The sequence below is a fragment of the Vagococcus sp. QWL-13 genome, assembly GCF_058683555.1.
This window is the reverse complement of record NZ_CM178746.1, coordinates 1,337,546-1,350,490: the sequence shown is the minus strand read 5'-3', so window position 1 is coordinate 1,350,490 and position 12,945 is coordinate 1,337,546. Positions and strand designations below refer to the sequence as shown.

The following is a 12,945-nucleotide window of genomic DNA, read 5'->3' as shown; positions in this document are numbered from 1 at the left end:
AATGACCTCTTCTAGTGCGACTTTCATAGTAACGTACACAAAAATACATCTTTCAGTATAACACAATTTTCGCAAGCAAGCAAAGAACTTATCCGAATCATCTCAAAAAGGAAGGCTGTTCAGCCCTCCTTTAAAAAATTATTCGATTTCTTCTTCAACCTCAGCAGTCGTTGGGATGACATCGGCATAAATTCCGTTACTTACAGCCACATTAACCTGATAATTGAGCGGAACATATTCATTATAGTTGCTCATATCCACCACAGTCCCTTTCGGCTCTCCGGAATCCACATAGTAGACGGCATAGGTGATATTGGCCCCTTTGGATTGGTAATCATTGAAGAAAAGCTCCGGCAATTCCCCTTCGATTAAACCAATATATGATTTCAAGTAAGGTCTGCCGCTGGAATAAATGACTGTGATAGGGGTGCCTTTATCGGCTTCATAGATTTTTTTCCCCGGTTCAACAGATTGACTGATCAACAGTCCAAAAGCCACCCCATCGGAAAATTGTTCTTTCACATTGACGGTCAGATTTTGGTATTCTGCGGCGGAACTTTTATTATATTCAGCAAAATTAGGGACCACAAATGCCTTCCCTTTAGAAATCGCAACGGTCATGGCATCTCTTTTAGCTATTTTCTCATTTTCACCCACACTTTGACTGATGACAAATCCCTGTTCGATCGTGTCTGAATCTGTTTCTTCATAGGTCATAGCTATTTCATTTTTCTTTGCCCACGTTTCAACATCAGCTTTGGCTTTTTTGACAAAATTCGGCACACTGATATTTTTTTCAAAAACTTCTTTCCCTTTGGAGTAGGACACAATCAACTGATCTTTCCGTTTGTATTTTTCAACAGTCATTTCTTTGTCAGAAAATTCTTGCTTGATAAATTTTGATTTTTCAATTTTATCGTCATACTCGCTGGTAATCGTCACATTTTCTGCTTTATTTTTTTCCACCCATTTTTCTGCTTCTTCTTGAACCATCGTTGAAAAATCCGGCAGTTTGATGGCTTCCTCAGGATCTGGACCAAGACTGGCAATAACCAAAAATTTATTTTTCTTTTTGACCCGTTTGCCGGCAGGTGCCTTTTGTCTGATAATATGATTGACTTCTACATCAAAATCATGGGCTTGTTCCACATCTAACCTGATTTTATTATCAGCTGCCCATTCACGGACTTCTGACAAAGGTTTTTCTTTGAAATCCGGGGTTGCTACAGTAGTTCCCCGATGATAAGCAAACATAAGGACAACAACGGCGAACAAAGCTCCTGCCGCAGCTAAAATCATTTTTTTTCTCTTCTTTGATTGGTAGGACGGGTCAGTTTCTGTGACTTCTTCCCTGTCATCATAGGCTTCATCTGACAAGTCTGCTTTTTCTTGCGGTTCGGAAGAAAAAGCATCTCTCAGATCCGTCTTATCGCTGAATTGAAGCTCTTGGGATTCTTTATCTGATTTTACTCCCTTGTGACGGTCACTTCTCGATAACGATTTTTCAGTCGTTCCATCAGACCCGACATCAGTCGTTTGGGTTGATGTCGTGCCAATTGTTCCATTTTTTTCGTTGGCTCGTTTTTTTCCCTGATTTTCGTTTCTCGACTCAGTAATATGATTATTTTCCACCTTATCATAAACATCTTTGTATTTTTTTTTGCTTTTGGATTGGACTTCAGCTTTAGTGTCATCAGTGTCTTTTTTATCCGTTTTATTCTTCAACGTTTTTTTGTAATTGTCTCGGCTGAAATTAGATAAAAAATCACTCATATCGCTTTAAGCTGCCTTTCCTTAAAATATAGGTGTCATCCGACTGCTGGGCAATTTCGTTGGAGTGGGTCACCACAATAACACATTTTCCATGTTCGTGAGCTAATTTTTTGAAAATCGCTACGATTTCCTGCTCGATTCCTTCATCCAGATTACCTGTCGGCTCATCAGCCAGAATAACATCCACATTGGTTGCCAGCGCTCTGGCAATTGCCACACGCTGCTGCTCTCCCCCTGACAGCTGATTGACTTGCCGGTCGGATTTGCTCTTGACGATTCCGATGTAATCCAGCAAATTATAAGCGACTTCTTTTTGATTGTCCGGTAATTTATTTTCAGTGATTGCCATGGGCACCATCACGTTTTCCACTGCAGTCAAATAGGGAATCAAATTATAACTTTGGAAAATGATGCCTACGTTATTGCGCCTGAAATTTTCGTAGCCGATTGTGCGGACGTCTTTTCCCTGATATAAAATCTTCCCTTCTTTTGGCGCATCAAGGGCACTTAACAATGAGAGGAAAGTAGTTTTTCCGGAACCCGACTGTCCAAGAATCGTATAAAATTTCCCTTTATCGAAACTAACGCTGGTATTTTTTAAAATATATCTACGCTGGTCGCCGTCTTGATAGTAATAATTTACGTCTTCCGCTGCAATAATTGTCATCTGCTTTTCCTCCTACATCATAATTTTTTTGGGGTTCAGCCGCATGATATAAATCAGCGGTACGACCGTTGATAATAAGATGGTCGCCGTTCCCACAAGATAAAAGGTAAGGATATAACTTGCCGAGAGTTTCACTTCATAAGCAGAAATAACATCTTCCTCGCTGACTGTTTCAGTTCCAAGTTGCTGTAATTCATAGTAATCTGGATTGCTGTACATCTCGAAGCTGTCAGTCTGCTCCTGCGAGGCAATCAGTGAAGACGAAACGCCGTCCGCCACAAGGTTACCGGTAAATACTGACAGCGTGATTGCCACTAAAGAAATGACCATCACTTCTACCACGATTTGCCCGATGACTTTGATGCGATTTTCTCCAAGGGATAAGTAAATCCCCAATTCATGTTTGCGGTCCCGTAAGAACAGCAAAATTACCAGTGTGACAATAAGTAAAGAAGCCCCCACCGCAACATATAGAACCAATCCCGATATTTTTGACATACCGGAAAGCGGACCCGAGACTGAATCGAACTGGTCACTTGAAATAAGCACCTTGTCATATTTTCCGATTAGTGCCTGCGCTTCTTTTCTGAATGCTTCTGCATCTTCAGGGTTTTTCAGCATGAAAAACGGCTGATAATAAGTGAGCTCTTCTTCTGTTCCCTTTTTGAATTCCTGATAATCCTCCTCACTCATCCCCCAGAAATTAGGGAATTCTTCTTCTAGTGCATGATTGTAATCTTTTTCGATTTTTACGACTGCTTCATTTGGCATATAAACGGTATTTTGCTGCTCTGCAAGCTGAAAATTATAGTCAATAAAAACGTGTTGGTTTTTGTTGTCGTCTTTGTCTTTTTTCTCTGTTTGTTGTACATCAAAGAGCCCCACGATTTCCACCGGGATTTCTTTTACAAATGTTTTTGTATTTTCTGTTTCTCTGATTGTACCGTCATCATTGTACTCTTCTCCCATCCGGCTGACACGATCAAAAATAATTTTGTCCCCAACAGAGAGTTTTTCTTGTTCCGCTAATTTTTTGGAAATGATTCCCACTTGTTTCCCGCTAGATAATTCTTGTTCTGAAAATGAGCGGCCTTCTACAAGTTTGATTTTCCCTTTTTTCTCATCGGCAATCTGTTCGGTATTACCTCCAGTGATAGTGAAGCCCATGCCTCCGCCGATGAATCCTCCCTCATCTTCCTCTAGTTCAGGTTCCACGGGTTTTAACTTTTCCGTTTGAAAATAAGAAGGCGTTGTATAATCAAAATAGGCAACATAAGGCAGTTCCCCTATCTGCTTCATAATTTCCAAGTTCATCAAAGCAGAATCTTTGAAAGCTGACTCATTCTCAGTCTCTGAAAGGTTCATCATCTGCTCGTAGTCAATCGAGAGAGTTGCTGATGCCCCCAAACCTTTCTTTATATTCTTTTCCACGTTTTTGGTAGATTGCTGGATGGCAATTGCTCCTGCAATCACATTCCCCAAAATAAAAACCACCGCAAATAAAATCAGCGATTTCCCCTTACGCCTGGAAACACTTGCCCACGCTCTTTTCAAAAAATTCATTGTATACCTCCTTTATTAAAAAACCGACAACTTCCACTTTGCTTTCCGTTTAAACCTCCAATTTTTCTAACCTTAATTATAGCATACCCCTTAGGACAAACCCCATAAAGTTCGAAAAATTAAGATGTCAAAGTTGTAAGATTCAAAAAATTAATCCTGCGACAAATAACTTTTGAAACCCTCAGCTATTCCAAAATATTTCTAACTGTTGGATGATAGAAATTTCACTGGTCCTATTATTTTGTAAGTTTAAAATCAAAGGTTAAGAAGTAGTAAAAGAAATGTTTCGAAAACTTGATTACTCAAATTGATTTTTATTCACACATGGACTTGGATTTTTTCTTAAAACAATTGTAAAAAATTGCTGGTTTTAACGGAAACAAAAGCAGATGGTTTCAACTAACGTTGACTAAAAAATTTTGTTTTGCTACTATTTATGCATACTTGGCAAAATATGTTTAATAAAAAAATGTTTATTACATTTATTTGGATTAGCAGTAATTTGATGCCTGATATGGCTGAAAAAATTCTTTATATCCAATGCGGAGGCTTTATCTAAACAACAAAATTTCTCCGCAAAGCTAAGGATAATTTTTTTGGCAGGCACTTGAAATCTGGAATTCCTTTGTTACCATAGTTAAAATAGCGAGAGATATGTGCTCCCTATTTTAATATTTCAAAATTGAGAATGTTTTGCTGCATTTTAGCGCTACTAATAAATTTACTGCATTTTTTAAAAAAAGGAGGAAAGAAAAGCAATGCAATCGATTATTTTTGATTTCAACGGCACTTTGTTCAGCGATTCTCATTTGCATGAACAGGCGTGGCAGCAGTTTATCCAAGAGTTGATTGGACGCAAATTTACTCAAGAAGAATTTGATCATATTCATGGAAGGACCAATCATTTAGTGATGGAAAAAATTTTAGGAAAGTCTTTGAGTGATACAGAAGCTGAAGAATTATCTAATCGTAAAGAAGCTATTTACCGGGATTTGGTGATGGAGAACCCCCATCCTCAGTTGATCAAAGGGGTCACGGAATATTTTGATTTTTTAAAGTATAAGAATCGCCCAATGAATATTGCGACGGTTTCACCCAAGGTCAACCTGGATTTTTATTTTGATATTTTTCACCTTGCCCGCTGGTTTGATTTTAAAAATGTCGTTTATAATGACGGGACATTAAAAAGTAAGCCGGCTCCTGATTTCTATCTACAAGCCGCGTTGAACATTGGCGGCGACCTTGACCGCATGATTATTTTTGAAGATTCTCCCATCGGATTGCAGGGGGCTTTTAATGCAAAAGCTGAACATATTATCGCAGTGGCGACTGGTGATAATCACCAAAAATTAAATGATACTGGTTTAGTAGATTTTGTCATCGATGATTTTTTGGATATAAGAATCAGGGAAATCGTGCACTAATGACAGCGGTCATTTAGACATTCGAAACAAAGAGGCTGACCCATAAGTCTCAAAAATAGTAAAAAGGGAACCAAAATCAATAAAAAGATTTTGGTTCCCTTATTTTTTTGTTTATTTAAGAGGTTCTTCCGCTGATAGGCAGTTAACTTTCTCAGATTAACCGCCATAAATGCAAAACCTAATTCGTTTCTCACCTTATCTTTACCTCTTACTGAAAATCGAGTGAAGCCTAAATTAGCCTTCAGATTTCCGAAGGCTGGTTCTACGTCTATTTTTCTTTGACCATATAATTTGCCTGTTCGTTCGTCTTTCAGAAGTGTCTGAACGTAAGCTTTAAAATAGTCCCAATTGCCGTTTTTTTGAATCATTCTATTACGACCCGACTTCGCTTTGGTACATTGAGAACGAACTGGGCAGTTTTCACAAGAAAGACATTCGTATATTTTTAATTGTCGTTGGTAGCCATAGTTATCTATACGATTGGCATAACGTTTAAACGGGACCTCACGGTCAATGGGACATAAATAGGTATCTCTTAACTCATCATACCGCCAATTCAAAGGATTAAAACGATTCTTTTTAAAACTTCTCTTTTTCTCTTTGCGGTACATCCCATAGGTTATCAAAGGTGTTTTTTCAAAGCCATCCACAATAGTTTCATAGTTTTCTTCACTACCATAACCGGCATCTGCCACAATATAGTCGGGTAAATCAAAATAGGTATTTTCTATGGTCCGTAAAAAAGGAACTAAAGTTCTCGTATCCGTAGGATTCGGAAAGATGTCATAAGCTAGGACATATTGTTGATTGGTCGCAATTTGGACATTGTAACCTGCTTTTAGTTGCCCATTGCGCATATGATCCTCTTTCATTCTCATAAAAGTGGCATCGTGATCTGTTTTGGAGTAACTATTTCTCTCACCTAAAATAGCTTTTTGACGGACATACCGTGACTGACGTTCTTTAAAATCAGAGAATTGCTTCAAGGCTTGTTTAGGTGCCTTTCGTTGAGAGCGTAGTTGTTTTCGTTTTTTAGCGCAGTCAGAGGTCTCAATTTCTTGAGTCAAATTTTCTACACTTGTTTCTAATGCCGTGATGATTTTTGAAAACTCTTTGTCTGAAAGGTCTTTGTCTTCATCACAAATAGAAGGAATGATGGTTTCCTTCACGAGTTGTTGATAAATCTCTTTTGATTTCTCTGTCAACTTAGCTTCATACTTTTCAATGCTTTTTTTCCAGACAAATGTGTATTTATTGGCATTGGCTTCTAACTTAGTACCGTCAATAAAGATGGCATCTGTTTCGATAAGATTCTGGGAAACCAAAAGGTTTCGGAATTGAATAAAGCATTCTTCTAATAACACTTGCATCTGAGGATGTACACGAAACCGATTAATCGTTCTAAAATTGGGTTGCTGGGATTGTGTCAGCCAGCGAGCGCGAATACTGTCTTTAGCTAGCGCTTCAATTCTTCTGCCAGAAAAAACAGACTGCGTGTAACCGCACAAAATCAACTTCAACATCATTTTAGGATGATAAGAGGTTGCACCCATCTGATGGTCAAAAACCGAGAAGGCTTTTTCTGGCATGCTTTCTACAAGTTCATTGATTGCAAAAGCGATGTCACCCTTTTCCAAATAAATTTCTAAATCTAGTGATAAAGTGACTTGATTCATGTTATAATCTTTGTACATAGATAGCACTCCCTTTTGGTTATGGTTGGTACTTTAATTATACAAGGAAGTGCTATTTTTATCGCTAAAAAAAGGAACAAAATCATAAAAAGATTTCGTTCCTTTTTGCATTGAATGAGGACTTATGGGTCAACCTCTTTGGGTCTTAGGGTTATTTCATTAGTCCAATGTTGCGATAAATTCAACTTCCACACAAACATCTTTTGGTAATCTGGCCACTTCCACGCAGGAGCGGGCAGGAACTTTTCCCTCAGAAAAATAATTGCCGTAAATCTCATTAAAGGCGACAAAATCATTCATATCACTTAAAAAACAAGTGGTTTTTACGATTTGATCGAATGTCAGCTGTTCTGATGCCAAAATCCCCTTGATATTTTCCATTACCCGGACAGTTTGTTCTTTGATTTCCGTCCCTACCACTTCTCCTGTCTCAGGATGAAGGGGAATCTGACCAGAAGAAAACAATAAATTTCCAATGATTTTCCCTTGAGCGTAAGGTCCGATTGCTTGAGGGGCTGCCGCAGTTTCTACATTTTTCATATTAGCTCACTCCTAATTTTTTATTGTTAATAAATCAATACTTGCAAATGCCGAAGCCAAATCTGAAATCAATTTCAATTGTCTCAGACGGTTATTTCTTTTGCCTTCGTCGTCAGCCATCACCATGGTGCTGTCAAAATATTTTTCGATCAAAGGTGCCAAATCTTTAAGCGCAAAGTAAATGTCTTCCGGCTCGTGTTCTTTAGCAGTCGTAATCAACTGCTCCACAGCGTGAAACAGTTGTTTTTCCTCTTCATTTTCAAATAAATCTTCATCAACTGGTACATGGATGTCTTCACGAAGCATTTCCTCACCTTTTTTAGCTAAGTTAGTGACCCGGCCCAGAGCTTCCATCGCACTCTTGAAGTCACTGTCTTGCTGATGTTTTTTCAAAATCCGGGCTGCTTCGATCATTTTTATCAAATTACTTTGCTTCGCATTAGTGACTGCCTCAATCACATCGTAACGGACGTCATGACCTGACAAAAATTGTTTGAGACGGGCTTTCATAAAGTCAAAAACTTTTTGACCGTCAGTGGATAAGTGAACACCGAATTTATCCGGATTATCATTGATCATCTCAGCCATTTTTTCTTGGATTCGTAAAATCGGATAATCCCAATCTTTATCTTCGACGATACGTATGATGCCATAAGTCTGACGGCGTAAAGCGTAAGGGTCATTGGAACCGGTCGGCACCATGCCTGCATTGAAGAAAGTCGTTACCGTATCCAGTTTGTCCGCCACAGCCAAAACAGCACCTACATTGGAAACAGGCAAGTCTCCTTCACTTGAAGTTGGCAAATAGTGTTCACGGATTGCCTGTGCAACAGCTGCAGATTCTCCCTTCAACAGTGCATATTTTTCTCCCATCACGCCTTGCAGTTCAGGAAACTCTCCCACCATATTGGTCATCAAATCAAATTTATAAATAGCTGCTGCCCGGTCCAAGTCCTTCAACTCTTCTGCAGTCAATCCCACTTGTTCCCCAATGAGTTGGGCAATACTTCCTACACGCTGCATTTTTTCATAAATAGAGCCGATTTTCTCATGGAAAGTGACCTTCTTTAAGCGTTTGACATACTCTTCGATGGACACTTGCTGGTCTTCTTCATAGAAGAACACCGCATCTTCCAAACGGGCCACTAAAACTTTTTCATTGCCGCTGACCACATTTCCTAAGTAGCGTTCATCTCCATTGCGAACACCGATAAAGTGGGGTAATAATTTTCCATCGTTGTCTCGGACTTCAAAATAACGCTGGTGTTCTTTCATAGAAATAATAAGTGCTTCCTCTGGAATATCCAAATATTTTTCAGCAAAATTCCCGGCAAAAGCTGTCGGGTATTCCACAAGATTGGTGACTTCCTCAAGAAGTTTTTCATCCAGAGTAATCAGCCATTGATTTTTTTCGGCAATCCCCGCGATCTGCTCACGAATCATCATTTTTCTCTCAGCAGCATCAGCAATCACGAATTGTTCTTTTAATTTATCTTCATAGTCCTTCCCGTGCTCAATGATTGTCTCTGTGCCTAAGAATCGGTGACCGCGGGAAACATTGCCGCTGTCCACATTTAAAAACTGCAACGGGATTATTTGGTCGTCCAGAAGACTGACAATCCAATGCACGGGACGGATAAACTCCATATCAAAATTTCCCCAGTGCATCGTCACAGGAAAATGCAGATCTTTTAAAATATCCAAGACAGAAATCAGAACTTTCTCCGCAGATTCTCCGCGAATAAATTTGTCGGCATGGACATAGTCGACTCCTTTGATTTCTTTCATATATAATTCATCTACGGAAACCCCTTGACCGCGGGCAAATCCTTCTGCCGCTTTAGTCCAGTTGCCTTGGTCATCCACAGCAATTTTTTTGGCAGGTCCTTTGGCATTTTCTTCAACATCCGTTTGCTTTTCAGCTAAATTGATGACTTTCAACGCCAGTCTTCTTGGGGTTGAATAGGTTTCGATACTGTCATAAGATAGGCGGTTATCTTTCAGAAAAGCAGCCATGGCTTCTTTAAGTTGGTTAATCGAAGAAGTCACGACCCGTGCAGGCATTTCTTCCAAACCGATTTCTAATAAAAATGTTTTTGTCATCTTATGCTCTCTCCTTTTCCTCTTGTAAAACACCTTCTGACAACAGAGGGAAACCTAATTTTCTTCTTTCTTCAACAAATGCTTTTGCCAATTCTCTGGCCATCTTGCGGATACGGGCCAAATAACCTGCACGCTCCGTCACAGAAACAGCTCCTCTGGCATCCAGCAGATTGAAGGTATGGCTGCATTTTAAAACATAGTCATAAGCCGGATGGACCAGTCCCAGTTCGATACACCGCTGGGCTTCACGTTGGTACATCTCAAATAACGTCAACAACATTTCCTGACTGCTTTCTTCAAAAGAATATTTAGAATGTTCATATTCCGGTTCTACAAAAATTTCTCCGTACTTCACACCGTGGGTCCATTCCAAATCGTAGACACTTTCAACTTCTTGAATATATGAAGCCAAACGCTCAATACCATAAGTCAGCTCCACAGTGACAGGTTTGCATTCCAACCCGCCCGCTTGCTGGAAGTAAGTGAATTGTGTGATTTCCATCCCGTCCAGCCAAACTTCCCATCCTAAACCGGCGCATCCCATAGAAGGATTTTCCCAGTTATCTTCAACGAAACGAATGTCATGCTTCAACGGGTCTATCCCTAATTTACGCAAACTATCCAAATACATTTCCTGAATATTGTCCGGCGAAGGTTTCATCACCACTTGAAATTGATGGTGCTGATACAAACGGTTCGGATTTTTACCATAACGTCCGTCAGCCGGACGGCGTGAAGGCTCTACATAAGCCGCATTCCAAGGCTCCGGTCCGATTGCCCTAAGAAAGGTGTAAGGACTCATAGTCCCTGCTCCTTTTTCTGTGTCATAGGCCTGCATCAGCAAACATCCTTGGTCGGACCAAAAATTTTGCAAGGTTAAAATCATTTCTTGAATCGTTAATCCCTTAGTCATAAAAAATCTCCTCCCAGTAATTGAAATCCTTGTTTCCGATAACCAGAGATCGGAAATAAACAATAACTTTATGCTCCATAAAAAAATAAAAAATCCCTATGCTTAACAATTCTGTCAAGCATAGGGACGAAATATTCGCGGTTCCACCCTACTTCCAAGGATTAAAAACTTGGCTCTTAATTTTGCTGCTCGGAAGCGCCCTTCAATCAATTTTCTTAACCAGCTTCCACCATTGCCAGTCTCTCTAGAAAGAAAAATAATTTACTCCTCTTCTTCAACGCACCATTATTACATTTCTCTTATAATAGCCTTTAAAGGCCTCTTTTGTCAAATGTTTTTTAATTACTCACGGCGACTATCGGATACATCCACACCTAAACATAAAAAAGGAAATCAATCTCGGTTTTCGTCAGCCTTTCTATCATTGGAGACTTCTGAACCTGCTTCATTCTTCTCTGTCTCCGTCGGGTAATTATTTCCATCCTTCTCCTTAGGACTTTTTAAAATATCCTGCCAACCGGCCATCTTATCAATAAACTGTTTGCTTTTCAAAGAAACACCGACAAACTCTTCGTACAGTGCATCTATCATCTCCCGCAATTCTTTTTTCGTTTGCTCTGAAACACTGATACTGTTTATTTGCTCCAAAGTAATACTGGCAAACATCCGGATAAAATGAACTGCACGGGGAGAACCGTGATAGCGTCGAGGGTCTTTATAAAAATGTTCTTCACAAAGAACACCGTGATAAGCGGAGGAAAAATCAAATTTCCCTTGAGTTTTGCCACAAATCCGGCAATGAAGCCAATCAAAATCCAAGCCGAAACGTTCTAAAATTTGAATTTCCAAAATATTTGTCAAAATTTGCGGATCTTTTCCCTCGTCCATCAGCTGCAATAAATTTCTGGTAAAGCCATAAAGAGCCGGATCATAGACCCCATCATCAATTGCCGCATCCACTAAATTCAGTAAATAAGTGGCATAGGCACTGATGAAAATATCTTGCTGGATATTTTTAAACCCCGTCACTTCTTTTGCATCATTTAAAAAAGACAGCCCTTCCTCATTTATTTTACCTACATAGACGGCTTCTGTAAAAGGTTGTACGGCAACGGTTAAAGGATTATTTTTTCTTGTGGCATTGCGCATGAAAAACATCCGCTTGCCATATTTTTCGGTAAATATCTTAACTAGTTTGTCTCTTTCACGATGGTTTCTCGCAAACAAAATCAAACCTTTCGTTTCATTGCTTTGTAACAATGCCTTATCTCCTTTCACTTAGATGCCGGGCAATTTTTTTGCCGCTAAAAATTTGAAGGTATTTGATCCAAAAGAACAAAAAGGATTATTAACTTCCGCTAATAATCCATGTCCCTATAGCCTAAATCTCTAAGATGTCTTTGCTTGTCCCGCCAATTTTTTTCTACTTTGACCCAAGTTTCCAAGTAAACTTTGTTTCCCAAGAGATTTTCAATATCTTTACGTGCCCTGATGCCGATATCCTTCATCATTTTGCCGCCTTTGCCAATCAGTATCCCTTTTTGAGTCGGCCGTTCTACGACAATCGTTGCCATAATATGAATTTTATCATTTTCATCTCTTTCCATATTGTCTATGACGACAGCAACGGAATGGGGTACTTCCTCATGGGTTAACTGTAAAACTTTTTCACGGATTAATTCAGAAACGATAAAGTATTCCGGATGATCTGTAATCTGTTCTGAAGGATAGTACTGGGGACCTTCTTCCAGATAACCGGTCAACACATCAAGCAGATTTTCCACATTGTTTCCTTCGGTGGCAGAAATGGGAACTACCTCTGCAAAATCCATCTGCTCCCGATAATCCTCAATCATAGGCAGCAAATCGTCAGGATGAACAGTATCTATTTTATTGATTATCAAAAAGACTGGTGCTGATTGTTTTTTCAACCGTTCGATAATAAAATTATCCCCCGGTCCCCGTTTTTGGTCTGCACTCACCATGAAAAGCACAGCGTCTACTTCCCGCAGTGCACTGTAGGCAGATTCCACCATAAAATCACCCAGTTTATGCTTAGGTTTATGAATTCCCGGTGTATCAATGAATACGATTTGGCTTTCTTCCGTCGTATAGACACCTTGGATTTTGTTTCGCGTGGTTTGAGCTTTATCACTCATGATTGCAATTTTTTGACCGATCACACGATTGAGCAAAGTGGATTTACCCACATTAGGCCGACCGATGATTGCCACAAAACCTGAACGAAATGGTCTAGTCATTTAAGGT

The 12,945-nt window shown here is 39.5% G+C and carries 10 protein-coding genes and 1 other annotated feature; of the genes, 1 reads left to right on the top strand and 9 read right to left on the bottom strand.

Translation table 11 applies throughout. The annotated features are described in order from the left end of the window. Positions 1–138: 138 nt before the first annotated feature. The 3 genes from AC4PHI_RS06240 to AC4PHI_RS06230 are packed head-to-tail and all read right to left on the bottom strand — an operon-like array spanning position 139 to position 4,003. Entirely contained in the window at positions 139–1,773 is a 1,635-nt protein-coding gene (locus AC4PHI_RS06240; protein WP_492201442.1) for a PASTA domain-containing protein, read from the bottom strand. Then, positions 1,766–2,440, bottom strand: a complete 675-nt coding sequence (locus tag AC4PHI_RS06235) for an ABC transporter ATP-binding protein (RefSeq protein WP_492201441.1) — start codon at positions 2,438–2,440, stop codon at positions 1,766–1,768. Before AC4PHI_RS06235 ends, AC4PHI_RS06240 begins: the two co-directional genes overlap by 8 nt. A gap of 12 nt (positions 2,441–2,452) precedes the next feature. Next, a complete protein-coding gene (locus AC4PHI_RS06230; protein ID WP_492201440.1) occupies positions 2,453–4,003 on the bottom strand; it encodes an ABC transporter permease in 1,551 nt (516 codons plus the stop codon). Between the two features lie 758 nt (positions 4,004–4,761). Between AC4PHI_RS06230 and AC4PHI_RS06225 the strand changes: the two genes are divergently transcribed. After that, the gene (locus AC4PHI_RS06225) at positions 4,762–5,427 is read left to right on the top strand and encodes an HAD family hydrolase (RefSeq protein ID WP_492201439.1); all 666 of its coding nucleotides are present in this window, start codon (positions 4,762–4,764) and stop codon (positions 5,425–5,427) included. On the opposite strand, the gene AC4PHI_RS06220 is transcribed toward AC4PHI_RS06225, so the two are convergent. The 6 genes from AC4PHI_RS06220 to era all read right to left on the bottom strand — a co-directional run bounded on the left by AC4PHI_RS06220 (position 5,424) and on the right by era (position 12,938). Further along, a complete protein-coding gene (locus AC4PHI_RS06220) occupies positions 5,424–7,121 on the bottom strand; it encodes an IS1182 family transposase (RefSeq protein WP_492201438.1) in 1,698 nt (565 codons plus the stop codon). The genes AC4PHI_RS06225 and AC4PHI_RS06220 overlap by 4 nt on opposite strands. A 159-nt stretch (positions 7,122–7,280) precedes the next feature. After that, on the bottom strand, positions 7,281–7,661 hold the full coding sequence (locus AC4PHI_RS06215; RefSeq protein WP_492201437.1) for a RidA family protein: 381 nt from the start codon (positions 7,659–7,661) through the stop codon (positions 7,281–7,283). 12 nt (positions 7,662–7,673) lie between these two features. Further along, on the bottom strand, positions 7,674–9,764 hold the full coding sequence (gene glyS, locus AC4PHI_RS06210; RefSeq protein ID WP_492201436.1) for a glycine--tRNA ligase subunit beta: 2,091 nt from the start codon (positions 9,762–9,764) through the stop codon (positions 7,674–7,676). A gap of 1 nt (position 9,765) precedes the next feature. After that, the gene (gene glyQ / locus AC4PHI_RS06205) at positions 9,766–10,677 is read right to left on the bottom strand and encodes a glycine--tRNA ligase subunit alpha (protein ID WP_492201435.1); all 912 of its coding nucleotides are present in this window, start codon (positions 10,675–10,677) and stop codon (positions 9,766–9,768) included. 119 nt (positions 10,678–10,796) lie between these two features. Further along, positions 10,797–10,964: a binding site (T-box leader), on the bottom strand. 106 nt (positions 10,965–11,070) lie between these two features. Beyond that, on the bottom strand, positions 11,071–11,937 hold the full coding sequence (recO, locus tag AC4PHI_RS06200) for a DNA repair protein RecO (RefSeq protein WP_492201434.1): 867 nt from the start codon (positions 11,935–11,937) through the stop codon (positions 11,071–11,073). 98 nt (positions 11,938–12,035) lie between these two features. Beyond that, positions 12,036–12,938, bottom strand: coding sequence for a GTPase Era (era, locus tag AC4PHI_RS06195; protein ID WP_492201433.1), 903 nt, complete (start codon positions 12,936–12,938; stop codon positions 12,036–12,038). Between the last annotated feature and the right edge of the window lie 7 nt (positions 12,939–12,945).